The following is a 24,360-nucleotide window of genomic DNA, read 5'->3' as shown; positions in this document are numbered from 1 at the left end:
CTAAATGCGATTGAATATGAAGGACACTCACGAAGCTAATTTGCCAACTGAAGAAAACGGCAAATTGGAAGAAACTAAGGCTCCGGAAACAACACCGGAAAACACGGCGGAGGAAGTTGTAACAAACGAAACAACGGACGCTGAAGTTGCAGCAGAAGAAACATCTGAAGCAGAAGTCAAAACAGACGAAGTTGCGGCAGGTGAAGAAACCGTTGCGACTACGGGAAAATTGTCGAAAGAAGAAATTCTGGAGAAACTGACCGGTTTGGTAGGAGCGGCGGCAGACGCGACACGCAACGAGGTGGAAGCACTCAAACAGGCTTATTACAAAATCCACCGGAGCGAAGTGGACGAATTGAAGAAAGCATTCCTCACAGCCGGTGGTGAAGAAAAGGATTTTGTCGCTCCCGAAGACGAAACCGAAAGCAAGATCAAAGAACTGCTCAACGTCTACAAAGAAAAACGGGCTGCCATCCTTGCCGAGGAAGAACGGGTTAAAGCGGCCAATTATGCCTTGAAACTCCAACTGATCGACCAGCTGAAAGCATTGACCGAAAGCCAGGAAGATTTCAACAAATTATATAATGATTTCAAGGACATCCAGCAAAGATGGAAAGAAGTGAAAGCCGTTCCGCAGGAACACGTCAGCGAACTGTGGAAGAACTACCAAACATACAGCGAGATGTTCTATGACATCATCAAAATAAACAACCAGTTCCGCGACTACGATTTCAAGAAGAATCTGGAAATGAAAACGGCTCTTTGCGAAACCGTCGAGAAACTGCAAACGGAACCGGATGTCATATCCGCTTTCCATCAGCTTCAGAAACTACACCAGCAATGGCGCGAAATCGGTCCGGTAGCGAAAGAACTGCGCGAAGACCTCTGGTCCCGCTTCAAAGCCGCTTCCACAATCATCAACAAACGCCATCAGGAGCATTTCGAAGGATTGAAAGCGAAGGAACAGGAAAACCTGGAAGCCAAGACAGCCATTTGCGAACAGATAGAAAACATCGATTTCCCGGCTTTGAAATCATTCAAAGATTGGGAAGAAAAAAATAAGGAAGTAATTGCCTTGCAGGACAAATGGAAAACGATCGGCTTCGCCCCGAAGAAATCGAACGTGAAGATATTCGAACGTTTCCGCGCAGCCTGCGACGTTTATTTCAACCGCAAAAGCGAATTCTACAAGAATATAAAGGACGAGATGGAAAAGAATCTCGCACTGAAAAAAGCCTTGTGTGAAAAAGCCGAAGCATTGAAAGACAGTACGGACTGGAAGAGCACAACCGAAAAGATGATCGCCTTGCAAAAAGAATGGAAGACGATCGGATCGGTAGCCCGCAAACATTCCGATGCCGTCTGGAAGCGCTTCATCACGGCTTGCGACTATTTCTTCGAACAGAAGAACAAGAATGTATCTTCCCAAAAGAGCGTGGAGCAAACGAATTTAGCTGCTAAAAAGGCTTTGATCGAAAAGATCAACACAATCGACGAAGCCGACCATGACGAAGCACTTGCTACCTTGAAAGGATATATGGCAGAATGGAACGCAATCGGCCATGTCCCTTTTAAAGAAAAAGACAAGATTTACAAGGAATATCACGAAGCTGTCGATAAACAGTTCGACCGTCTTAAAGTCGACCAGAACGACCGCAAGATGCAGACTTTCCGCAATAGTCTCAGCGATATGAGCAACGGCGAACGGGGAAAAGGGAAACTTTACGGAGAACGGGAAAAACTGATGCGCATGTACGAACGGATGAAGAACGAACTTCAAACTTACGAAAACAACATCGGGTTCCTAAGCATCTCTTCCAAAGGCGGCGGCGGCTTGCTCAAAGAGATGGAACGCAAGATCGACAAGCTAAAAGACGAAATGGCACTCATCATTAAAAAGATAGATGCCATCGACGAGAACCTCGAATAAAACGGAAAAATCCCGTAAACTGATATAAATTAGGCACGGATTACACGGATTCACACGGAAAGAAAAATAATTAATCCGTGCAGTCCGTGTAATCCGTGCCTAATTTATATCCCTATTTATATACATATAGTATGAAATCCAAAATACATTTTTTTAACCCAGGACACGAAACCGCCATACTACAAGGCTCTGAAAATTACACTCCACCTGCAAACGTGCAGAGAATGATCAGGGAGTTATCTTATCTTCCCGTCTGGTATGCAGACGCGGAGGATTTTGTTTTTACCGAAGAGATCGTTTCACCTCGTTTCTTCTCCTTACAACCGAAGGAGTTCAGGCCGTTTGCCAAGCTAATCTCACGCAAGGAGATCGAAAAACAGAAGGACAGCCTGCCCGAAATGCAAGCAGCTCCCTGGGGACTTTCCCCACATAGCCATTCTCTTTTTGAAAAACTGCGGAAAAGCGGTAACCTTAACCTTACGATCCCGGAATGGAAAGAAGAATATACCCGATTGACAAGCCGCCAGACTGCTGCCGAATGTCTGGACAAAATACGAGAACTCCTACCTGATATGGATGTACCGGTATCACCTAAATTCTGCAAAAAAGTAAGAGAAGTGGAAAAATACCTGATCCTCCAGAATGCTCCCTTCATACTGAAGACTCCCTATTCATCTTCCGGCAGGGGACTGCTTTGGCTACCGGAACGCAAACTGACTACAAAAGACCGTACCTGGATCGAAGGGGCACTGAACAAACAGGGATGTGTCAGCATAGAATGTGCACTGGACAAATACCAGGATTTCGCGATGGAATTTTATTCAGACGGAAACGGGAACATACGCTATGAAGGGCTTTCCGTATTCGGAGCTGAAAAGAAAGGAGCTTATTCCGGAAATGTATTGGGCGAACAGACATATCTGGAAAGCTTCTTTGTTGAAAACTTCGGAGACAAATTCCAGCAACTGAAAGAAACTGTCGGAGAGGCGATCCGGCAGATATACGGAAACATCTATACCGGTTACTTGGGCGTGGACATGTTGGTCTACCGCAAAAAAGCAAACGGCGAATTCACCATACATCCCTGCATAGAAGTGAACATGCGCTACACAATGGGGATGGTAGCTTTGCGCATCAGCCAAAAATACCTGGCTCCCAACGCCCGGGGTGACATGCGCATCACTTACACAAGCAAACCGGGAGAAGCCTACGAGCAACATTGCTTTATGAAGAAGGCTTATCCGCTTGAAATGAAAGACGGGAAAATAAAAGAAGGATATATTTCTCTCTGCCCGGTCACAAAAGAAACCAAATACAGGGCCTACATACTGGTTTTCTGATTCTAACATCCCTCCCTCCTCAATCCTGTATTTAATATACGACGAAGCCCCCGAAGGCAATTACCGTCCTCAGGGGCTTGTTTTGTTTATAGCGTTCGTTCTTCACAGGGTAATCGGAGGATAAAAATAAGTTTATGGAGAAAACAAGATTCGGCTTCACCCAGTGTCTCGTCTTGGTTCAAGTTAGTCATGTCTCCCTGCACTACATCCACAATATTTAAGTGAAAGATAAAAGTGCAACAACCTTAACTAATAAGCAAACAAACAATCAATTACATCAAAAGCTATCATTCCTTTGCTTTTTGCCCTTAGTCGAAAAGGCTTTTGACAAGTGTCGAAAAGGCTTTTGACCAAGGGCGAAAACATATTCGACCAAGGGCAAAAGGTAAATGATTAGGCTGTTTTGCAACAGAAACACGGCTACTGTCACTTAAATGGGATGCACCAAATCCGGCTTGCTCTCCGATGAAAGCAAACATAAGCAGTGAAGGCACTTTTGCTACTCGGCTTCACCCACCGATATAATAACAATCAGACCATTGCGCATACAGGTGAAGGCAATTCGCGAATCATGGCGAAAAGTCTGTTTACCCCCCAAACATGACAAAATAAAGAAATGCAGAAGAACACCGACACTCATGCCGACCTATCCTCTGATCTTCGACGTCGTTACCGGTTATGTTTGATCAGATTCATAAATTCTTCGCGCGTTTTGGCCTGTTGAAAGAATCCGGTGAAGTCGGAGGTTGTAGTCAGGGAGTTTTGCTTCTCGACACCACGCATCTGCATGCACATATGTTGTGCCTCGATCACGACCATCACGCCTAACGGATCGAGCGTTTCCTGAATGCAGTCTTTGATCTGCATGGTCAATCGCTCCTGAATCTGAAGACGGCGGGCGAAGATATCCACGACACGGGGAATCTTGCTCAACCCCGTAATATATTTTTTAGGGATATAAGCGACATGGGCCTTCCCGAAGAAGGGCAACATGTGATGCTCACAAAGAGAAAAGAAATCGATATCCTTTACAATCACCATCTGCTTGTAGTCCTCTTCCTTGAACATGGCGCCACGAAGCACGGCTGCCGGATCTTCATGATATCCTTTGGTCAGGAACTGCATGGCTTTGGCTACACGTTCGGGCGTTTTCAACAGACCTTCGCGGTCTACATCTTCACCAAGCAGATTGATAATACTTTTATAATGGCCGGCCAGCTCTTCGCGGGCCAGCAAAGTCTTCTCGTTTACTTCTTCACTCATTTCAATTCAATGGGATTTTGACTTCTTCCCTAACGATATACATCTCTTTCCTATAGGTCGGGAATGCATCCATCAGAAGACGTTGCATGTGATAAGCCTCTTCATGCGAACGGAAATCACCGATACGCAGACGCCAGAACGGAGCATTGTACGTCACATAAGTCGGGACATCAGGGAAAAGTTCCTTAATTTCTTTTTCTTTCCGGAAAGCCTCATCTTTGGATTTACGCTGGTTATTACCGGAGAACACTTGTGTACGATAGCCTTGTATTTTCAGAAAGGCCGCGCTATCAGTCTTTTCGACCCCCTCACCATGCAGCCGTTTGCCGAGCATGTTACGGAGAGCATCCGACCCGCGCACCGTAACAGTCCCCTTTCCGGGAACTCTTTCCTGCAAGGCGTCAATGATGTCTTCCACCTGTCCACCGCCATCCGTCTGAGCGGACAAAGCAGATGCACCAAGCAATATACATAAAGACAAGATATATTTCATATCAATTGACAGTTGACAATTGACAATTGACAATTACAATTGACAATATACTCCCCGGTGAATTCCCCGGAATAATTGTCAATTGCCAATTGCCAATTATCAATTAATTAAACGCTTCGATGATAGGCATGAACTTATCGACAGCCAAAGAAGCGCCGCCGATCAGGCCACCGTCTACGTTCGGTTTAGCAAACAGTTCCTTAGCGTTGCTTGCGTTACAGCTGCCACCGTAAAGGATCGTGCAGTTATCGGCGATTTCCTGACCATATTTAGCAGCCAGAGTAGCACGGATATGAGCGTGAATTTCTTCTGCCTGGTCGGATGTAGCGGTTTTACCTGTACCGATAGCCCAAACCGGTTCATAAGCCAGAACGATCTTAGCGAAGTCTTCAGCAGACAGGTCGAACAAAGAGCCCTTGATCTGAGCATCTACCACTTCGAAATGCTTGCCGGCTTCTCTTTCTTCCAGCACTTCACCGATACAGAAGATCGGAGTCAGACCGTTGGCCAAAGCCAATTCAACCTTTGTTTTCAGGATTTCCGGAGTTTCGTGATAGTAAGCACGTCTTTCGGAGTGGCCCAGGATCACATATTTTGCACCTGTAGAAGCAACCATAGCAGCAGAAACTTCGCCAGTGTAAGCGCCTTTCTCCTTGTCTGCGCAGTTTTCAGCAGCAACACCGATCTTGTTCGTGTCGATAGCAGCAGCAACGCTTGCCAAGTGAGTGAACGGAGTACCGATGATCACATCACAGTTAGGAGTTTTACCTTTAAGAGCTTCATCCAAGCCTTTTGCCAAAGCAAGACCTTCAGGAAGGGTAGTGTTCATCTTCCAGTTTCCTGCAACAATATTCTTTCTCATGACTTAATTAATTAAATATGTAATACAAATAGTTATTTCTTTTCTTTCCGTTTGCGTCTGAAACGCAGCAGGTCATACATCCAAACAAGCAGCAAAGGTACGGTAAAAGTCAATAGGTTGGTTGCAAGGGTCCCATCTTCTTTACTTTTTATATTGCTCTCGTCCAAGCAGCGATCCATAACCGCCTTGACCTCTTCCTCAGCCGGAATATCGTTGTAGTGCCATTTGCCCAGTATCGTACCGCCTTTCAGCAGCACCAGACCGGGGTTGGAACGGATAATCGTCTTAAGCAGTACCTCGTCCGCCATCCGGAAAGGATATTCGGCCCCTGTATTGTCGCTCCAGGTATCGATCGCCTCCGGCGAAGAACCTGTCACGCAATAGAACGGGATATCATGTTCGAGCGCATAGTCATACACGCCGTTGATCTCATCCATCTGCTCGTCGTCCGCTTCTTCCAGCTTCGGAGCGACAAGCAGCAAAACCGGACCGGGGTTTCCGATGATCTCTTCCGTCACATCATCTCCCTTTCCATTGTAAATATTGAAAGCGGCAACAGGAGGCTGATAGCCCTTCTTGACCAATTCCGTCTTCGAATCCACAAATGTCCAGCTACTGTCGTTTGCCGGATAGTCTTCAAGCGAAAACTCTTTCTTCACGCCGTCTTTTTCATACACAAACGTGTACTTGTATTCATCCTGCGGAGCCTCTTCGGGCATTTCCATCAACTTCGGTATATTCGCACCGATCTTATACGGACGGAAATCGATTACAGGCAGATGATTGTAATTATAATAAGCGAAACCGACACCGAACAGGTAAGCATACAAAGCGACAAACCAATATGCCCGGAAAGTAAAGCACTGGAACAAGCGCTGGTTATAAATAAACGTAACAATAGCGGCAAGAGAGAGTACGATATTCTTAAAGAACGTTTCCCAATTGGAGATCACCAGCGCATCCCCAAAACAACCGCAATCCGATACGGGATCGAAAAGGGCCAGATACAAAGTCAACGGCGTCATAAACGCCATAAATATCAAGATAAGAAAAGAGACATACCGCCGGTACACTCCCAGCAGCATACAGACACCGAGCGCAAACTCGATTGCCGAAAGGTTGAAAGACAACAATACCGTAAAAGGCTGCAACATATCCAGTCCGAAGGAAGCCAGGTATTCACCGATCTTGATCGCCCCTCCCATCGGATCGACCGCCTTGACAAAACCGGAGAAGATAAATACAACTCCGATCAGCAAGCGGCACAATTCTGCCAATATCTTTAAAACGGCATTCTTATTCTTCACTTCCAACTTTCAATTTTCAACTGTTTCTTCTCCGTACTCCAGCTTGATTAGGCCGAATAACGCATAGTTGATCATGTCCATATAGTTGGCATCGATGCCTTCGGACACGATCGTCTTGCCTCCGTGGCTCTCGATCTGCTTCGTACGATAAAGTTTCATCAGGATCAGATCCGTATAGGAACTGATACGCATGCCGCGCCATGCCTCACCGTAATCATGGTTCTTGGCATACATCAGCTCTTTGGTTGCCGTGATGTATTTATCATACAAGGCCAGCGCTTCTTCATTGCTTATATCCGTCGTATCGGCAAATCCTTTTGCCAATTGTATCAAGCCGATAACCCCATAGTTCACGATTGCGACAAACTCAGGACGGATACCTTCATCCACCATGCTCACTCCTTTTATCTCAAGGCTGCGAATCCGGTTTGCCTTAATAAATATCTGGTCGGTCAGCGACTGCGGACGCATGATTCGCCACGAGGGACCGTAATCTTTCAACTTCTTTTCAAACAGTTCCCGGCATTGGGATATTACTTTTTCGAATTGTTCCTTCGTATCAGCCATACTTTCTTAGCATTTACATCCGTACAAAGATACGGATAAATCCATATCTGACCAAAAGAGAGGCTACTTTAGCCGGAAATAAAAAGAGCCATCCGTATGCACATAACGAATAGCCCTTTATATCATATCAGCCAACTCTTAATCAAGAACAGCGAAGCGAACGGCCCAATTTCAGAATCGTCGTTTTCGTAATGCCATTCAATTCACAAAGCTTAGAGACTGTCGTACCATATTTAGCGGCAATAGCCCCCAACGTATCGCCTGATTTCACACGATGGTAAACCGGAGTAGCCTCTTGCCGCCCGGCATCAGAAGTCTGGTTGATAGAAGCGACAGCTGCAGCATCTGCCGCGACCGTAGTCTTCACGGTTTGCTTTACGCTAGCAGAAGCAGCCGGTTTCGACGTTCCGGCTTTAGCAGAGGTGACCGCGCCGGCACTGCAACGAATAGACTGTCCGATCCGCAAGACAGACGTGCTTTTCAGACCGTTCAGACGACACAATTCATTCACGCTGGTTCCATATATTCGGGCAATCTTGCCCAACGTATCACCCGATTTCACACGATGATAAACCAGCCGATCGGAAGAAGAAGTATAGATATTGCTTCTGCGCCCGTTGATTTTTACGTTATGGAAAACATAAGTATCCTGATGAGGGACGCCATTTTCGAAGTCAATGATTTCAGCCGGATTAATGGCTTGTCCTAAAAAGCGGGTTTCAAAGTGGAGATGAGAACCGGTAGATCGTCCCGTGTTACCGCCTAATCCGATCGTCTCGCCTGCACGTACGATCTGGTTTTCTTCAACCAAAATCTTAGACAAATGTCCATAGATCGTTTCCAATCCATTCGGATGACGAAGCACCACGTAATAGCCATATCCGCGACGTTCGAAAGCCTTGATACGAACCTTACCGTTAAAAGCGGCACGGATCGTATCGCCCTTCAACACCTTCAAATCTATTCCTTTATGCATACGACGACGACGGGGACCATATTTAGAGGTGATCCTTGCCATAGAATCAATGGCGATAGGATAGACAAAGGAGGAACAGTCTATCGCAAACGAATCCGGAAAATTGACCTTCGCAGCTCCCCGAAACGGATCAACCCAACGGTTCTCCCAATTGGACCCGTACAATTCATCAGCGGGAAACATCAAGTTCTCCTTTTCTTCCATTTCGATCTCGCTGAGGGTCGCAAGTTCCTTCAGTTCCATATTCTTCCGGATATTAACACGGTCTGCCATCAATTCGGAAACACGCTTATCCATCTTTTCAATATGAACGATTTGCTTCGGAGCTCCTTCATCTTCTTTTATCTTAGCTTCAACAGCTGATACCAGAATAGTGGTACAACAAATAAACAGTAATGCTCGTATCTTCATTATTCTTATCACTTTCGACAGTAATTTCACGATGAAAAATCATGATATAGAATGGTTTATTCCACCGTTATCTCGTCAAAGTTCGTAATTTTGGATAAGCCGGCAAAATTCAATAACGAAAAATTTCCGCAATGAAACCAAAGAAAAGCAAAAGCGAACTTTTTACCCTTTGATTTACACACAATTAAAACAAAATATGTTTCACAACATATTAGCTGATCATTCCCCAGTTTACCTTCTTTGCGAAGAGAGTTTTCAGGCGTTCGTTCAATATCCGATTAGGTTCGGATAACAAATCGGGGTCTTCGTTCAAAACATCCTGAGCTATATCACGCGCATACTGAAGGATTTGTCCATCGGCTGCCAAGTTCGCGATCTTAAGGTCTATCCCTTCTCCGCTCTGACGCGTCCCTTCCAGATCACCATGGCCCCGCAGACGCAAATCGGCCTCGGCAATCTCAAATCCGTTATTGCTGCTCACCATTATTTCCAAGCGCTTGCGTGTCTCGTTGCTCAGTTTATAGGAAGAGACAAGCACACAATATGACTGCTCCGCTCCACGTCCCACCCGTCCACGAAGCTGATGCAACTGGGAAAGACCGAAACGTTCGGCGCTTTCGATGACCATCACGGAAGCGTTCGGCACGTTCACGCCAACCTCTATCACGGTCGTCGCCATCAATATCTGCGCCTCGCCGGAAATAAACTTCTGCATTTCCGCCTCTTTGTCGGCCGCTTTCATCTTTCCGTGAACCATACATACCTTATATTCAGGGAAAACTTCTTTGAATGTCTCGAACCCCTCTTCCAAGTTCTTATAATCCAACTTCTCACTGCCTTCGATCAAAGGATAAACGACATAGACCTGCCGGCCCTGTCCGATTTCCTTACGGAGAAAGTCGTAAAGTTGCGCTTTCTTGTTATCATAGCGGTGCACGGTCTGGATCGGTTTGCGTCCGGGTGGCAACTCATCGATCACCGAGACGTCCAGATCGCCGTATAAAGTCATGGCAAGCGTACGGGGAATAGGTGTCGCAGTCATCACCAGGACATGAGGGACAACCGCATTTTTCGTCCACAACCGAGAACGCTGTTCCACTCCGAAGCGATGCTGTTCGTCTATAATCGCCAGACCGAGAGAGGAAAAGACAACCGTCTCTTCAATCAAAGCATGTGTCCCGATCACGAGTTGGATCTCCCCGCTCGCGATAGCCGGCAATATCTTATTCCGTTCCTTCTTTTTCGTCGAGCCGGTCAGCAGGGCTACTTTTATATCCATATCTTTCAGAAACCCCATGACTGTCGCATAATGCTGGGTTGCCAAAATCTCCGTCGGCGCCATCATACAAGCCTGGCAATGGTTATCGACCGCCAACAGCATGGAGAGCAAAGCGACCAAAGTCTTCCCGCTTCCCACATCTCCCTGCAAAAGGCGGTTCATCTGACGCCCGCTTCCCATATCGGCACGAATCTCACGGACAACACGTTTCTGCGCATTCGTCAGTTCGAAAGGTAGATATTCTTTATAGAACGTATTGAAATAATCTCCAACGGAAGGAAAGACAATCCCTCTCAACTTCAGTTTGCGCAGGTTGGAAGTGCGGAGAATATTCAACTGGATGAAAAACAGTTCGTCAAACTTCAAGCGCAACTGTGCTTTCCGCAATTTATCGACCGATTCGGGAAAATGCACATTCCGTATCGCTTCCGGAAACGACATCATCCGGATACGGTTCAAGACATCCGGAGGAAGAGTTTCAGGCAACGTCCAGTTCAAACCGCTCAACAAAGTGTACTGCAAATTCTGAATCGCCCGCGAATTAAGGAACGACTTTTTCATCTTCTCGGACGTATTATAGAATGGTGTCAGCCCGTTGGCAACCTTATCCGCTTGATCCAGAGGGTCTATATCCGGATGGGGAATATTATAGATATGCCCGAACTCGGTCGGTTTGCCAAATACGATATAATCAACGCCAGTCTTGATCTTGTCCAAAACATAGTTAATCCCTTTAAACCAGACCAAGTCGATTGTGCCCGTCCCATCCGTGAATTTCCCGATCAACCGCCTTGTACGCCCTTCACCTACCGTGTCGAAAAACAAGATACGCCCTTTCATCTGTATATAAGGCATATCTCCAGTCACTTCTGCCACCTTGTAGAAACGACTACGGTCAATGTATTTGTACGGAAAGTAGAACAGCATATCTTCATACGAAGAAATACCGGCTTCCTTCTGCAATATCTCCGCCTTTTTCGGGCCGACGCCCGGCAGATACATGATGGAACGTTTGTCGAGATCGAGCATATACAAATATTTATTTTGCAAGCAGCGCCTTTGCCACCAACAGATCGAACGGAGTCGTAATCTTTATATTCTCCCGGTTTCCCGGAACAGTCTTGACCGTATGTCCGAAAGCCTCCACAACTGAAGCATCGTCAGTAAAAAACTCCGAGTAAGGTTGTTCATACGCTTTCAAAAGCAAATCATAATCGAAAACCTGCGGGGTTTGCACCGCCTGATAACGCGAACGATCGACCGGGCGGCTCGACTCACCGGAAAACTCGCGGAGAGAATCGACCACAGGCACGACCGGGATAGCAGCTCCCGACACTTCGGCCTCGGCAAAACATTGCTCAACAACTTCAGGTGCGGCAAAAGGTCGTACCCCGTCATGCACAGCCACCAGTATCTTTTCATCCCTTCCGGCTGCATTTCCAATCTCATCCGAAAGGAAATTCAATCCATTGCGAACAGAATGGAAACGCGTTTCGCCTCCGTTTGCAATCCGGTGCGGGACTTTACAACCGATCTCCCGGCAAAGCATCTTCCAATAAGGTTGGTGATCTTCTGGAAGTACCAGGATCAGACCGGCAGACGCATCCCAGCGGTGAAAAGCCTCCAACGTATGCATCAGGACTGGCTTTCCTTCCATCGGGATAAACTGCTTCGGCAAGTCGCTTCCCATACGCAGCCCGCGACCTCCGGCGACTATCAAGACATATCTCTTCATCATTCCAGTTCCTCCAAAACTTTCTTGACCTCCTCGTCTGCCTTGTAAAGTTTCTCCTTACACAATTTGATCAATCGGGTCGCTTCCTTTACCTTTTCAGAAAGAATATCAACGTCCAGATCGCCATTCTCTATATCGGCAACGATCTTACGGAGTTTCTCTACTGCTTCATTATATGTTTCTGCCATGATGGGGGGTTTTTGATTTATGATTTATGATTTTGATTTATTTCTTCAGTACTTTCGAACGTACTTCACCGTCTGCAAAACGGGTTATCAATTCGTCGCCGACAACCAGTCCGTCAGCCTGTTTGATGATCTTGCCGTCCTTCAGCGTCAAACTGTAACCCCGCTTCAATACATAGTCGGGAGAAGCCATCTTGATAAATTGTTCGGTCAACTGGACAAAACGGCTCCGCTCTGCCAAACTACTCTCCGCACGGTTTGCCAAACGCACCTGCATCGCTTCCAGCTTCGATGCCCACTGGTTTAGAAATGCATGGGCATCCGTTGGCAATTGCATGCCTATCCGTTGGAGAAGCGAATGATTCCGCTCGATCCGGTTTATTGCCAGGACAGGCAGACGACTTCCTAATGATTGCAGGAAGTTCTTTTGCCTGGACAGGATCTCAGTTGCCAACGAACAAACGTCCTGTTGTAACTCTTCCACCTCCCCGGCAGCTTTGTCCATCTGCCCGATCAGGAACTCGGCTACGGCCGTCGGTGTCTTCATCCGTGTATGAGCTACCATATCCAAGATCGTGTCATCGCGTTCATGCCCAATACCGGTTATAATAGGAAGCGGGAATTGTGCACAATTTGCCGCCAAGAGATAGGAATCAAAACTATTCAGGTCCGAAGTAGCACCACCGCCCCGGATAATCACGACCACATCGAAACAGTCGGCATGGCGGTACACCCGGTCCAATGCCGCAATCACGGACTCTTCCGTCCGTTCGCCCTGCATAAGAGCCGGAAACAGTTTCGGATAGAAAGGATAGCCGGCCTTGTTGTTTGCCAACTGGTTCAGGAAGTCTTCGTATCCGGCAGCCGTTGGCGAAGTGATGACAGCGATCCGCTTCGGCAACGTTGGCAACGGCAATTCCTTATTCAGTGTGAAAACGCCCTCTTCCTTTAATTGCCGGATGATTTCCATCCGTTTCCGGATCATGTCTCCCAACGTATAGGCCGGATCAATATCCAGCACGGTCAGGCTATACCCGTAAAGTTCGTGAAACTCGATCGACACTTTCACCAATACTTTCAACCCGGAGGCAAATATCTGCCCGGTTTCCATCTCAAAATAAGGTTTCAGCATCCGGAATGTTTTCGCCCAGATGGAACCGCGTGCCTTTGCTACCAGCTGGCCGGTTATCGCGTTCTTTTCGATAAACTCCAGATAACAATGCCCAGATGCTGCATTCGTACGCACGTCACTCATCTCGGCACGCACCCAGCACGTCTCCGGGAATGCATTCAGGACAACCCCTTTCACCCGGTTATTCAGCTCCAGCAAAGAAAACGCCTGCCGCTCCTGATTCTGATTATTTTGACCGTACCCCATTTTTCCTTTCCTTCTTATATGCTTTATAGAAATCGGGAATACCGTATCCTAACTCCGTATCCGGATGTTTATATTGACTGGACGAGCGATGCAGCAGTTCGATCATCTCCCTGTTATTCAACCAGGGCAATGATTGCCAAAGGCAAACTCCCATCCCAGCAAGGATAGGCGTGGCAAAAGAGGTCCCATTCGCATACCTGACATTGCCGTTCGGCCCAATTACGCAGCTACTCGTACCTAATGCTACGGCATCCGGTTTCACACGCCCGTCGGCAGTAAAGCCAACGGAACTGAAACCGCTTTTCTTTTTATCTTCATCTATCGCACCGACCGTAAAGATCCCGCCTGCGTCTGATGGGAACGTGATCTTTTCCCAATCGCCGCTTCCTTCATTACCGGCACTGCAAAAGACGAGTATCCCTTTATCGGCAGCCAAGTTAGCCGCCCGGCTGATCATAGCGGTCCTGCCATCCAAGGCATCCTGGTCGTACGACAGTTCATCCGTATCAAAAGCAAAATACCCAAGCGACGAAGAGATCACGTCCACACCGGCACTATCCGCATATTCAACAGCGGCAGTCCAATAGTCTTCCTCGACGGGATATTCGGAATCGCTGTCCTCACTCTTAAGCAACAGGTAAGAGGCTTTCGGGGCAGTCCCGACCATCACACCCGGAATATCGGCGGCGAGACAGGAAAGGACCTTTGTCCCGTGATCGTCCCCGACAAACACACTTTTACCAGGAAATACGACATTGTGCGTTCCTAATAACCTGAGCGAATCGAAAGCCGACACCCGATCCGCATTCATAAAACCGGCATCGATTACGGCCACCCGCATTCCTTCACCCCGAAAACCTGCTTCATGCAATTTAGTACCATTCAGCATCTTGATCTGTTTATAGGAATAGCCATATTCATTATGTAGCGGTTCATCCTCCGACACAAAACGATCTTCCCGCTTTTCCTCGGCCGGAACCCGCAGGTTCCCTTTCCAAATCCACTTGACGGAATCAACAATTGCCAGCTGTTGCAACTGTTCAGCCACCGTACTATCGGGACTTTCCACCACGACAGTCGCAAACCATTTGCTTTGCACAACAGGGGTCGCACCTGTCTCAGACAGCATTGCAATATATGACCGGGATATGGGAAAATCAGCATCCGTCACAGCGATATCATTTTTTGCCCTCCGCTCGATCGCTTGCCTGGAAAGATAGGCTTCGGGCTCCTCCACCCGGAAGCCGTCATCCCCTTTGTCTTTCAAATAGACACGAAAACGATAATTCTCCCCCGCCCATAACCAGGTTGGAAGACAACAAAGAAACAGTATGGACAAATATTTTGACATTGTTGCTTTATCTTTTTCTGCAAAAATATAAATTGTATGGCATATAAAAAAGCCCGGCAACTCATTCGAGGCCGGGCTCATATATTCTATCTTCTCTTATTCGGAAATATCACAAATAGGGATTTCACGCTTTACACTCTGGCGCAACGAGATAAGCGTTTCCGTAGCGGTCACACCTGGTATTTCCTGTATCTGCGCGTTCAGCAACTCCATCAAATGTTCATTGTCGCGTGCATATAACTTGATCAGCATCGTATACGGTCCGGTCGTAAAATGACATTCAACCACTTCCGGTATCTTCTCGAATTCGGGAACCACGTCTTTGTACATCGAACCTCGTTCCAGTTTTACACCGATATAAGTACATGTGTTATAACCCAAAATCTTCGGATTAATATGATAGCCTGACCCAACGATCACATTCATATCAATCATGCGTTGTACCCGTTGATGAATGGCAGCACGCGAAACACCGCATTCTTCGGCCACATCCTTAAAAGGAATCCTGGCATTCTTTGAAATAATGTTCAATATCTGCCGGTCCAGTTTGTCTATCTTCTCCATTGCTTGCTTACTTTACTTTCCTTTTTTAGATTTAATGTATCAAAAGTATATAATTAATTTCAATACTATATCATTGTGAAAGAAAAAAGTATGAAATAAATAATAAAAGCGGGCGAAAAATGCTATTTAACATATTTCGCCCGCCAATTACAGTATAAAACAACAGTTTATTATTTTTTGTCAGCAGTGCTGTCTTTTACGATATCCAGCAGCTCGATTTCGAATTTCAGTGTACTGTTCGGTTTGATATCCTGTCCTGCGCCACGTTCGCCATAAGCCAACTCAGAAGGAACCCAAACGATATATTTGGAACCTACCGGCATCAACTGCAACACTTCCGTCCAGCCCTTGATTACGCCGCCAACCGGAAACTCTGCCGGTTCACCGCCACGATCCATCGTGCTGTCGAATTTAGTTCCGTCCAATAAAGTACCAGTGTAGTGAACTTTCACCTTATCGTCGGCAGTCGGCTTTGCACCTTTACCTTCCGTAACTACCTGATACTGCAAACCACTTTCAGTCGTGATAACGTCTTTCTTCGTTTTGTTTTCAGCCAAGAACTTTTCGCCTTCTTCTTTCGTCTTCTTGGCATCTCTTGCAGAGGCTTCCATGAAGTAAGTCTGAACATAAGCCTGAGCAGCCTGCGGAGTCATCTTCATAGCGGAAGAATCGCCCTTGATAGCCTGAATAAAGCCGGCAATCAGATCATCAACGTTAGCAGGATCGCCCGGCAAAGTCTTCAAATTTTCTTTGTAACCTGCACCTGTGCTGATACCGATGGCATAGCTCACGCTATCTGCGGCAGTCTTCAGAGATGCGCTTTTATGTGAATCACCACATGATGTAATACCCATAGCTACAATCACTGTAGCAACCAATACACTAATCTTTTTCATTTTTCTCTATTATGTTATTTTACTATGTCCAACAATTCAACGTCAAAAACCAATGCGCTGTTCGGTTCAATCGCATCGCCCGCACCATGCTCGCCGTAGGCCAGATTGGAAGGAATGAAAAGACGCCATTTAGAACCTACCGGCATCAACTGCAGCGCTTCCACCCATCCCGGAATCACTTGCGACACTCCGAACACAGCGGGCTCGCCACGCTGTACAGAACTGTCAAATACCGTTCCGTTGATCAATGTTCCATGATAATGGCATTTTACTTTGTCGGAAGCAGTCGGCTTGGCTCCTTCACCTTGCTTCAACACTTGATACTGCAAACCACTGGGTAACGTAACGACTCCGGCTTTTCCCTTATTGATATTCAAGAATTCCTCTCCGGCCTTCTTATTAAGCTCCAGTCTTTCTTTCTGAAGATTCATGAAGTAGTCGTTGATAACCTGCTTTGCTTCATCGTAACTGATTTCCGGTTGTGCTTCACTCAGCACATCCTTCAACCCTTTTACAAAATCCTCAACCTGAAGATTATTAATGCCCGAGTTCTGGAAATTATTCCCGATACTTAAGCCAAGTGCGTAACTAATCTTATCCATTCTTTTTCTTTTCAACTAATTATGAACTACAAATGTAATGCTTTTAACCACATAAACACCAAACAAGAAGACTTTTTTATGTAACGATAACTCATCTTAGACATGATAGTCTCACATCGGGACTATCCGAACCCACATTCAGTCATTTCGACAGTCCAAAAGAAAGATTTACTATCAATTAAAATGTTAAAAAACATTACCACAGCAAGTAATTTTCGAAAGATACCCTATCAACTCAAAAAAGAAGGAATAGTAGTGTAATTTTGATAATAAAGACGAAAGCTGTACACAAAAACAAACCTCAGCGGTATTTGCATACCATCAGAGTTTCGTTTTTTCAAAAGAATAGTATCTTTGCAAAAAATAACTTATTCTATTAGACCATGATTAAAAAATTATTTTCGATTTTATCCCTTTGCGGATGCCTATTGGGAGCGACCTCCTGCCAATACACAACAAAGACTGTTTCTTCCGGTCGCGATCTCGCTATCGCCGATTCCATGTTCACCCACATCCTGGACAAATATAACGTCGAAAGATACGGATTGTTGCAAGAAACGTATCCGGCCAATCCCGACAATCAGGTCACATATCTGGCGGAAGGGGCCGAGCAGAAACGCAATCAGGAGGTATCGTTCCTCTGGCCCTACTCCGGGATGCTGTCGGGAGGGATTGCACTTTATAAGACAACAGGAGACAAGAAATATCTGAAAGTGCTGGAAGAAAGGATTCTGCCGGGACTGGAACAATATTGGGATAACATACGCGAACCGTTCTGTTATCAGAGCTATCCGATGTTTAACGGGGAAAGCGACCGTTTTTATGATGACAACGACTGGCTGGCGATCGATTTCTGCGACTTGTACGCACTGACGAAAAATAAGAAATATCTGGAGAAGGCACAGACACTATACAATTATATATACAGCGGATGGGACGATGTACTGGGTGGCGGCATTTACTGGTGCGAGCAAAAGAAAACGTCCAAGAACACATGCTCCAATGCACCCGCAACCGTCCTCTGCATGAAACTATACTACCTGACGAAAAATAATGCCTATCTCGAACAGGCCAAGAAGACATACGACTGGACCAAGAATAGCCTCCGCGACCCGGAAGATTTCGTTTATTGGGATAATGTCCTCTTGGACGGAAGCGTGGACAAGGCAAAATATACCTACAACAGCGGACAGATGATACAAGCCGGCGTCCTGCTCTACCTGCAATCAGGAGACAAAACCTATCTGAAAGACGCACAGGAAACCGCCCGAGGCGCCTACCAACGTTTCACCGAAGTGCGCAAAGCCGTAGACGGTACGGAAACCCGCTTCTACACCGCCAGCCCTTGGTTCAACGTGATCCTGCTGCGTGGCTTGACTGCCCTCTATGAGGTAGACCATAATCCCGAATATATCCGGACGATGGCAGACAACGCACGTTATGCATGGGATCATACCCGCGACGTAAACGGATTCCTCGACAACGATTGGACCGGTATCAAGACCAAAGAGCATAAATGGCTGTTGGATAACGCCTGCATGGTCGAACTTTTTTCCGAAATCAATAACATCAAATAAATAACAAACAGATGACAACACGCAGAAACTTTCTGAAAACAGGCGGCCTCTCGTTGGCAAGCCTTATGGTTGGCCAGCACTCATTCGCCCGTATGGCTGAAAAAGCCGACGACAAATTAGCCGGGGCTGCTTCCACCACCCAATATGTCTGTAAACGTCCGGTACCGAGCAAACGGCAATTCACATCCGAAGCCGTAGAGAAAGCGATCGCCACCACAAAGGCCAAGCTGAAAGACCCGAAGCTCGCCTGGATGTTCGAAAACTGTTTTCCAAATACATTGGATACGACTTGCGAACACAAGATGGTGAATGGTAAACCTGACACCTTCGTCCTGACCGGTGATATCCACGCCATGTGGCTCCGTGACTCGTCAGCACAGGTATTCCCGCATATCCAGTTCGCCAACGACGACCCGAAAGTGAAAACTATGCTTGCCGGCGTCATCAACCGCCAGACCTGGTGTATCAACATCGACCCGTATGCTAACGGCTTCAACGAAGGACCGACCGGTAGTGAATGGGAAAGCGACTTTACTGATATGAAAAAGGAATTGCATGAGCGCAAATGGGAAATCGACTCACTTTGCTATCCGATCCGCCTCGCCTACCATTTTTGGAAAAAAACAGGTGATATTTCCCCTTTCGATGCCGATTGGGACAAAGCAATGAAGAACATTTACAAAACTTTTATCGAACAACAGCGTAAGGACAACCTCGGTCCGTATCAATTCAGACGCAAGACAGACCGCCAAGGCGATACCTTACTAAACGACGGTTGGGGCAGTCCGGTCAATCCAGTCGGCCTGATCGTTTCATCGTTCCGCCCGTCAGATGATGCAACTCTGTTCGGATTCCTGATCCCGTCAAACTTGTTCGCCATCACGTCACTCCGCCAGTTAGCCGAGATGATGCGCGAGATCAAAAATGATAACGATTTTGCCCGCCGTTGCGATTCATTGGCGGATGAGGTAGCGGCTGCTGTCGAGAAATACGGTATTGTCAACCATCCTGAATATGGTAAAGTATATGCATTCGAGGTAGATGGTTTCTACAACCATGTGTTTATGGATGATGCCAATGTTCCGAGCTTGCTCGCGCTACCGTATCTAGGCTGTGTGGACATGGACGATCCAGTCTACCTGAACACCCGCAAGCTGGTACTCAGTAATGCAAATCCTTATTTTTTCCAAGGCAAGGCAGGCGAAGGTATCGGCGGGCCGCATATCGGTTTCGGATATATCTGGCCGATGAGTATCATCATGCGCTGCAATACGACACACGACAACGAGGAAATCCGCAAATGCGTCAAGATGCTGCGCGACACGGATGCAGATACAGGATTTATGCACGAATCGTTCTATAAGGATGATCCGAGCAAGTTTACCCGTTCCTGGTTCGCCTGGGTCAACACGTTGTTCGGTGAAATGATCTACCGTTTGGTGAATGAAGGCAAAGTCGATATTCTGAACAATTTAGGATAACAGATAAATATCGCTTACGAACAGAACTGATCCGGGCATGGATTACATAAAATCCATGCCCGAACTATATATAAAAACATCCTAATACACCACTCCGCTACTTAAAATCAGAGAATGTTGGGAAACCGGAATAATTTTTCTTTTCTATATTTGTAAAAAATATAAAACAACAGCCTTATGAAAAAGAAATTAGTCGTACTGACCGGTGCCGGGATGAGCGCCGAAAGTGGTATTTCGACTTTCCGTGACTCGGACGGACTATGGGAAAAATATCGGGTGGAAGATGTGGCAACCCCAGAAGGTTTTGCTGCCGATCCGGAACTGGTACTCAACTTTTATAACCAACGACGTCGAGAATTACTGAACACGAAACCTAATGCCGGACATATCGGACTTGCCGACTTGGAACAAGAATTCGACGTCCATATCATTACGCAAAACATCGACAACCTGCACGAACGGGCGGGAAGCAGCCATGTGATCCATCTGCACGGCGAACTGCTGAAAGCTTGCTCCGTTCACGACCTGAATACGACATACGATATTTCGCCCGAAAATCCAGACCTGCATATCGGGGACAAGGATCCTCATGGAGTACAACTCCGCCCCTTCATCGTCTGGTTCGGCGAGGCGGTTCCAATGATCGCCCCTGCAATCCGACTAGTGGAAGATTGTGACATCTTTGTGGTGATCGGGACTTCGCTCAACGTATACCCGGCGGCTGGACTACTGAACTACGTACGCCACGGCCAGCCAATCTACCTCATCGACCCGAAAGAGGTAAAAGCCTATCGTAACGATATCCGCTTCATACGGAAAGGAGCATCGGAAGGGGTGAAAGAATTGAAGGAGTTATTACTGCAAAATCATTAATACGTTCTTAAAATCACTTACATAATAGAAACACTTCAGAGCTTTTCTATTAAATTTGCAAAGTAAACACATAGAATTAAGTATTATTGAGAATGGAGCATAATCCGACGAAGATTCCTTCGCCCTTACTTTCCTTGGTTCCCATACTTGTATTGGTAACCCTTTTATTTGTGACAATACGCATATTCGGTAGCGATGCCCTTAGTGGCGGCAGCCAGATCGTGTTACTTACCGCTACCGCCATCTGCTGCCTGATCGCCATGACCTACAGCAAAGTACGCTGGAAGGTGCTGGAGCTAGCGATGATCAACAATATCACTGGCGTTGCGACAGCTCTGATCATCTTACTGATCATTGGAGCGTTGTCGGGCAGCTGGATGATAAGTGGTGTCGTCCCCACTTTGATTTATTACGGGATGCAGATCATTCATCCTAGTTTCTTCCTGGCATCGACTTGTATCATTTGTGCAGTCGTCTCAGTCATGACGGGAAGTTCATGGACTACCATTGCCACCATCGGGATCGCCCTCTTAGGTATCGGACAGGCACAAGGCTTCTCCGACGGATGGATTGCCGGGGCGATCATTTCGGGGGCCTATTTCGGGGACAAGATATCTCCACTTTCCGATACGACCATCCTTGCCTCATCGGTAACGGACACACCTCTTTTCAAACATATCCGCTACATGATGATCACAACAGTTCCCTCTATGTTGATCACGCTCGTTATCTTCACGGTAGCCGGTCTTTCACACGAAGCGACGGCAACAGACCAGATCGAACAGTACTCGATCGCCCTGAACAATACGTTCCATATCACACCGTGGCTGCTGATCGTACCGGTCGTCACTGGCATCCTGATTGCGAAAAGAGTTCCATCGATCATCACGCTGTTCATTTCGGCGGCATTGGCAGGCATGTTCGCGCTGATTTTCCAGCCACACCTGTTGCTGGAAATTTCCGGTTTACCAGTAGGAAACATCCAATCCAATTTTAAGGGCCTATTAATGACATTTTACGGCAGTACAAGCATAAAAACCGGAAATCCGGAACTGAATAGCCTGATTGCCACGCGAGGCATGTCAGGCATGATGAATACGATTTGGCTGATCCTTTGTGCCATGTGCTTCGGCGGGGCGATGGCGGCAAGCGGAATGTTGGGCAGCATCACTTCCGTATTTCTGCGCTTTATGAAACGGACAGTCGGGCTGGTAACGTCGACTGTCGCATCGGGACTGTTCCTCAACATCTGTACGGCCGACCAATATATTTCCATCATCTTGACTGGAAATATGTTCAAGGATATTTATGAAAAGAAAGGATACGAAAGCCGTCTGCTGAGCCGTACGGTAGAAGACTCGGTCACCGTCACTTCCGTACTAATCCCGTGGAATACTTGCGGTATGACACAGGCAACGATCCTCGGAGTTGCGACATTCATCTACCTTCCTTATTGTTTCTTTAATCTAATCAGCCCGTTGATGAGCATCACGATTGCTGCGATCGGGTTCAAAATAAAAAGGAAAAATGAAAAAGCTAAAAGTGTCGTTGCTGGCTAAGGTTGTCATTGCCATCGCAGCCGGTGTTGTATTCGGGCAGTTCCTGCCCGGCGGGATCGCCCGCATCTTTGTTACATTTAATTCTTTGTTCGGCAACTTCCTGTCGTTTTCGATCCCACTCATTATTCTAGGGTTGGTGACACCAGCCATCGGGGAATTAGGCAAAGGGGCCGGCAGATTGCTGGCCTTGACCGCACTGATCGCATATGGCTCAACTATCTTCTCTGGTTTCTTCACCTATTTCAGCAGTTCGGCAATCTTCCCACATATCCTACCGGTCAACACGGAGTTAACAGCAATGGAAAATCCCGAAGACTTCATGTTGCAACCCTATTTTATAGTCGCCATGCCACCTTTGATGGATGTCATGACAGCTTTGCTTCTATCCTTCACCATCGGGCTTGGCTTGTCTTATATTAATGGGGAAACATTGCGCGAATCCTTTTCCGATTTCCAGAAAATCATTACGAAACTGATCGAGGCGGTTATCATCCCTTTATTGCCACTTCACATCTTCGGCATTTTCCTGAACATGACGGTGAGCGGGCAAGTCATGGGCGTGATTACCATGTTCTTGAAAGTGATAATCGTGATATTTGTCCTGCATGTGTTGCTATTACTTATCCAGTTTACGATTGCCGGCAGCATGAGTGGAAAAAATCCGTTGCGACTACTGAAAAATATGCTTCCGGCTTACGCGACCGCACTGGGGACACAATCCTCAGCCGCCACCATCCCTGTAACATTGGCTCAGGCGGTCAAGAACGGGGTGCGGGAGAACATCGCAATCTTTGTCATTCCCCTTTGTGCCACTATCCATCTGGCAGGTAGCACGATGAAGATTACCGCCTGCGCGATGGCAATCATGTATATGTCAGGCGAACCCGTCACCTTCACTTCTCTTGCCGGATTCATCATGATGTTAGGGATCACAATGATAGCAGCTCCCGGTGTACCGGGTGGCGCTATCATGGCAGCACTCGGATTACTGCAAAGCATGTTAGGGTTTAACGAGACATTACAGGCGCTGATGATCGCCCTTTACATCGCGATGGACAGTTTCGGGACTGCTTGCAACGTGACAGGCGACGGGGCGATTGCAGTCGTGGTAGACAAGATCGCCGGCAAGCAAAAGACTGGGACAAGTCAGCCGTAGGCTTCTCACACATCTGCCTCGTCATAAATCACACAGCCTTTCGACTCCCTTTTCCCGCATCATGGTTGCCGCGATATGAGCACAGGCATAAGCATCAGCCATTGCATGGTGATGATAGGTCAGATCGTATCCGCAATGAGCGGCAACAGTCTGTAGTTGGTGGTTAACCAGGAAAGGATACATGCGCCTCGACAAACGGCAGGTGCAATAAAACTGATATTTGGGATAGGCAAGGTCATAGGCTTCGTGAGCTGCCCGCAGGCAACCTTCGTCAAAAGAACTGTTATGGGCAACCAGTGGGATATCTTGCAATCTGCCGGCTATCCTGGCCCAGGCTTCCTCAAAGTCGGGAGAGTCGATTGTATCCTGCATGGTTATGCCATGAATGGCAGTAGTAAACCGAGTGTAGAAGTTCGGATAGGGACGGACCAGCGTGTAAACAGAATCGATTACCTTATTGTCCTCAATAATAGCAACCCCGATACAGCAAATACTACTGCGCTTTCCATTAGCGATCTCAAAGTCAATTGCGGCAAAGCGTTCCATACTTTTCTAATTGATAATTGTCAATTGAC

The 24,360-nt window shown here is 46.8% G+C and carries 22 protein-coding genes; 7 read left to right on the top strand and 15 right to left on the bottom strand.

Annotation, left to right across the window (positions count from 1 at the left end; all coding sequences use genetic code 11):
• Positions 1 to 16 precede the first annotated feature (16 nt).
• Positions 17 to 1,930, top strand: a complete 1,914-nt coding sequence (locus tag KTG12_RS16485) for a DUF349 domain-containing protein (RefSeq protein WP_022322353.1) — start codon at positions 17 to 19, stop codon at positions 1,928 to 1,930.
• Between the two features lie 131 nt (positions 1,931 to 2,061).
• The gene (locus KTG12_RS16480; protein ID WP_138273255.1) at positions 2,062 to 3,270 is read left to right on the top strand and encodes a hypothetical protein; all 1,209 of its coding nucleotides are present in this window, start codon (positions 2,062 to 2,064) and stop codon (positions 3,268 to 3,270) included.
• A gap of 669 nt (positions 3,271 to 3,939) precedes the next feature.
• Here KTG12_RS16480 and folE read toward each other — a convergent pair.
• From folE to KTG12_RS16410, 14 genes are all read right to left on the bottom strand, one after another.
• Positions 3,940 to 4,533 (bottom strand): GTP cyclohydrolase I FolE, encoded by a 594-nt coding sequence (gene folE, locus KTG12_RS16475; RefSeq protein WP_005640563.1) that lies wholly within the window; start codon positions 4,531 to 4,533, stop codon positions 3,940 to 3,942.
• Position 4,534: 1 nt separating this feature from the next.
• Positions 4,535 to 5,026, bottom strand: a complete 492-nt coding sequence (locus KTG12_RS16470; protein ID WP_138273254.1) for an SPOR domain-containing protein — start codon at positions 5,024 to 5,026, stop codon at positions 4,535 to 4,537.
• A gap of 103 nt (positions 5,027 to 5,129) precedes the next feature.
• Positions 5,130 to 5,888, bottom strand: a complete 759-nt coding sequence (tpiA, locus tag KTG12_RS16465; protein ID WP_005640560.1) for a triose-phosphate isomerase — start codon at positions 5,886 to 5,888, stop codon at positions 5,130 to 5,132.
• Positions 5,889 to 5,920: 32 nt separating this feature from the next.
• The gene (locus tag KTG12_RS16460; protein WP_005640558.1) at positions 5,921 to 7,201 is read right to left on the bottom strand and encodes a BT_3928 family protein; all 1,281 of its coding nucleotides are present in this window, start codon (positions 7,199 to 7,201) and stop codon (positions 5,921 to 5,923) included.
• 3 nt (positions 7,202 to 7,204) lie between these two features.
• Positions 7,205 to 7,762 (bottom strand): DUF1599 domain-containing protein, encoded by a 558-nt coding sequence (locus KTG12_RS16455; RefSeq protein WP_005640556.1) that lies wholly within the window; start codon positions 7,760 to 7,762, stop codon positions 7,205 to 7,207.
• A 142-nt stretch (positions 7,763 to 7,904) separates the two neighbouring features.
• Positions 7,905 to 9,149, bottom strand: coding sequence for a peptidoglycan DD-metalloendopeptidase family protein (locus KTG12_RS16450; protein ID WP_005650771.1), 1,245 nt, complete (start codon positions 9,147 to 9,149; stop codon positions 7,905 to 7,907).
• A 211-nt stretch (positions 9,150 to 9,360) separates the two neighbouring features.
• The gene (gene recG, locus KTG12_RS16445; protein ID WP_005640548.1) at positions 9,361 to 11,457 is read right to left on the bottom strand and encodes an ATP-dependent DNA helicase RecG; all 2,097 of its coding nucleotides are present in this window, start codon (positions 11,455 to 11,457) and stop codon (positions 9,361 to 9,363) included.
• Positions 11,458 to 11,467: 10 nt separating this feature from the next.
• Positions 11,468 to 12,163 carry a 2-C-methyl-D-erythritol 4-phosphate cytidylyltransferase gene (locus tag KTG12_RS16440; protein ID WP_122116386.1) on the bottom strand — a complete coding sequence of 232 codons (696 nt, stop codon included), beginning with the start codon at positions 12,161 to 12,163 and terminating at the stop codon, positions 11,468 to 11,470.
• Entirely contained in the window at positions 12,163 to 12,351 is a 189-nt protein-coding gene (xseB, locus tag KTG12_RS16435; protein ID WP_005640546.1) for an exodeoxyribonuclease VII small subunit, read from the bottom strand. The genes KTG12_RS16440 and xseB overlap by 1 nt, the downstream gene beginning before the upstream one ends.
• A gap of 37 nt (positions 12,352 to 12,388) precedes the next feature.
• Positions 12,389 to 13,726, bottom strand: coding sequence for an exodeoxyribonuclease VII large subunit (gene xseA, locus KTG12_RS16430; RefSeq protein ID WP_155144306.1), 1,338 nt, complete (start codon positions 13,724 to 13,726; stop codon positions 12,389 to 12,391).
• Complete coding sequence (locus KTG12_RS16425; protein ID WP_173022584.1) at positions 13,707 to 15,077, bottom strand: S8 family serine peptidase; 1,371 nt, start codon at positions 15,075 to 15,077, stop codon at positions 13,707 to 13,709. The genes xseA and KTG12_RS16425 overlap by 20 nt, the downstream gene beginning before the upstream one ends.
• Positions 15,078 to 15,173: 96 nt before the next feature.
• A complete protein-coding gene (locus tag KTG12_RS16420; protein WP_005640540.1) occupies positions 15,174 to 15,641 on the bottom strand; it encodes an Lrp/AsnC family transcriptional regulator in 468 nt (155 codons plus the stop codon).
• Between the two features lie 170 nt (positions 15,642 to 15,811).
• Complete coding sequence (locus KTG12_RS16415) at positions 15,812 to 16,537, bottom strand: FKBP-type peptidyl-prolyl cis-trans isomerase (protein ID WP_005640538.1); 726 nt, start codon at positions 16,535 to 16,537, stop codon at positions 15,812 to 15,814.
• Positions 16,538 to 16,551: 14 nt separating this feature from the next.
• Positions 16,552 to 17,139: an FKBP-type peptidyl-prolyl cis-trans isomerase gene (locus tag KTG12_RS16410; RefSeq protein WP_046452277.1), complete on the bottom strand. Its 588-nt coding sequence runs from the start codon at positions 17,137 to 17,139 to the stop codon at positions 16,552 to 16,554.
• 383 nt (positions 17,140 to 17,522) lie between these two features.
• Here KTG12_RS16410 and KTG12_RS16405 point away from each other — a divergent pair, with 383 nt between their 5' ends.
• The 5 genes from KTG12_RS16405 to KTG12_RS16385 all read left to right on the top strand — a co-directional run bounded on the left by KTG12_RS16405 (position 17,523) and on the right by KTG12_RS16385 (position 23,785).
• Complete coding sequence (locus KTG12_RS16405; protein WP_022321785.1) at positions 17,523 to 18,716, top strand: glycoside hydrolase family 76 protein; 1,194 nt, start codon at positions 17,523 to 17,525, stop codon at positions 18,714 to 18,716.
• An 11-nt stretch (positions 18,717 to 18,727) separates the two neighbouring features.
• Entirely contained in the window at positions 18,728 to 20,197 is a 1,470-nt protein-coding gene (locus KTG12_RS16400) for a glycoside hydrolase family 125 protein (RefSeq protein WP_138273251.1), read from the top strand.
• A gap of 177 nt (positions 20,198 to 20,374) precedes the next feature.
• Positions 20,375 to 21,070, top strand: a complete 696-nt coding sequence (locus KTG12_RS16395) for an NAD-dependent deacylase (protein WP_046452273.1) — start codon at positions 20,375 to 20,377, stop codon at positions 21,068 to 21,070.
• Between the two features lie 92 nt (positions 21,071 to 21,162).
• Complete coding sequence (locus tag KTG12_RS16390) at positions 21,163 to 22,629, top strand: Na+/H+ antiporter NhaC family protein (protein WP_022321783.1); 1,467 nt, start codon at positions 21,163 to 21,165, stop codon at positions 22,627 to 22,629.
• The gene (locus KTG12_RS16385) at positions 22,598 to 23,785 is read left to right on the top strand and encodes a dicarboxylate/amino acid:cation symporter (RefSeq protein ID WP_046452272.1); all 1,188 of its coding nucleotides are present in this window, start codon (positions 22,598 to 22,600) and stop codon (positions 23,783 to 23,785) included. The genes KTG12_RS16390 and KTG12_RS16385 overlap by 32 nt, the downstream gene beginning before the upstream one ends.
• 21 nt (positions 23,786 to 23,806) lie before the next feature.
• On the opposite strand, the gene KTG12_RS16380 is transcribed toward KTG12_RS16385, so the two are convergent.
• Positions 23,807 to 24,331 carry a 3'-5' exonuclease gene (locus KTG12_RS16380; protein ID WP_046452271.1) on the bottom strand — a complete coding sequence of 175 codons (525 nt, stop codon included), beginning with the start codon at positions 24,329 to 24,331 and terminating at the stop codon, positions 23,807 to 23,809.
• Between the last annotated feature and the right edge of the window lie 29 nt (positions 24,332 to 24,360).

This window comes from Parabacteroides sp. MSK.9.14 (genome assembly GCF_019041495.1).
Taxonomy (GTDB): domain Bacteria; phylum Bacteroidota; class Bacteroidia; order Bacteroidales; family Tannerellaceae; genus Parabacteroides; species Parabacteroides merdae.
The sequence above is the reverse complement of the archived record's forward strand: the minus strand, read 5'-3'. Positions and strand labels throughout refer to the sequence as shown.

Excerpts from the sequence above, each read along its gene's own strand:
- KTG12_RS16485 (WP_022322353.1), top strand. The coding sequence starts at position 17 with ATGAAGGACACTCACGAAGCTAATTTGCCAACTGAAGAAAACGGCAAA.
- KTG12_RS16480 (WP_138273255.1), top strand. The coding sequence starts at position 2,062 with ATGAAATCCAAAATACATTTTTTTAACCCAGGACACGAAACCGCCATA.
- folE (WP_005640563.1), bottom strand. The coding sequence starts at position 4,533 with ATGAGTGAAGAAGTAAACGAGAAGACTTTGCTGGCCCGCGAAGAGCTG.
- KTG12_RS16470 (WP_138273254.1), bottom strand. The coding sequence starts at position 5,026 with ATGAAATATATCTTGTCTTTATGTATATTGCTTGGTGCATCTGCTTTG.
- tpiA (WP_005640560.1), bottom strand. The coding sequence starts at position 5,888 with ATGAGAAAGAATATTGTTGCAGGAAACTGGAAGATGAACACTACCCTT.
- KTG12_RS16455 (WP_005640556.1), bottom strand. The coding sequence starts at position 7,762 with ATGGCTGATACGAAGGAACAATTCGAAAAAGTAATATCCCAATGCCGG.
- KTG12_RS16450 (WP_005650771.1), bottom strand. The coding sequence starts at position 9,149 with ATGAAGATACGAGCATTACTGTTTATTTGTTGTACCACTATTCTGGTA.
- recG (WP_005640548.1), bottom strand. The coding sequence starts at position 11,457 with ATGCTCGATCTCGACAAACGTTCCATCATGTATCTGCCGGGCGTCGGC.
- KTG12_RS16440 (WP_122116386.1), bottom strand. The coding sequence starts at position 12,163 with ATGAAGAGATATGTCTTGATAGTCGCCGGAGGTCGCGGGCTGCGTATG.
- xseB (WP_005640546.1), bottom strand. The coding sequence starts at position 12,351 with ATGGCAGAAACATATAATGAAGCAGTAGAGAAACTCCGTAAGATCGTT.
- xseA (WP_155144306.1), bottom strand. The coding sequence starts at position 13,726 with ATGGGGTACGGTCAAAATAATCAGAATCAGGAGCGGCAGGCGTTTTCT.
- KTG12_RS16425 (WP_173022584.1), bottom strand. The coding sequence starts at position 15,077 with ATGTCAAAATATTTGTCCATACTGTTTCTTTGTTGTCTTCCAACCTGG.
- KTG12_RS16420 (WP_005640540.1), bottom strand. The coding sequence starts at position 15,641 with ATGGAGAAGATAGACAAACTGGACCGGCAGATATTGAACATTATTTCA.
- KTG12_RS16415 (WP_005640538.1), bottom strand. The coding sequence starts at position 16,537 with ATGAAAAAGATTAGTGTATTGGTTGCTACAGTGATTGTAGCTATGGGT.
- KTG12_RS16410 (WP_046452277.1), bottom strand. The coding sequence starts at position 17,139 with ATGGATAAGATTAGTTACGCACTTGGCTTAAGTATCGGGAATAATTTC.
- KTG12_RS16405 (WP_022321785.1), top strand. The coding sequence starts at position 17,523 with ATGATTAAAAAATTATTTTCGATTTTATCCCTTTGCGGATGCCTATTG.
- KTG12_RS16400 (WP_138273251.1), top strand. The coding sequence starts at position 18,728 with ATGACAACACGCAGAAACTTTCTGAAAACAGGCGGCCTCTCGTTGGCA.
- KTG12_RS16395 (WP_046452273.1), top strand. The coding sequence starts at position 20,375 with ATGAAAAAGAAATTAGTCGTACTGACCGGTGCCGGGATGAGCGCCGAA.
- KTG12_RS16390 (WP_022321783.1), top strand. The coding sequence starts at position 21,163 with ATGGAGCATAATCCGACGAAGATTCCTTCGCCCTTACTTTCCTTGGTT.
- KTG12_RS16385 (WP_046452272.1), top strand. The coding sequence starts at position 22,598 with ATGAAAAAGCTAAAAGTGTCGTTGCTGGCTAAGGTTGTCATTGCCATC.
- KTG12_RS16380 (WP_046452271.1), bottom strand. The coding sequence starts at position 24,331 with ATGGAACGCTTTGCCGCAATTGACTTTGAGATCGCTAATGGAAAGCGC.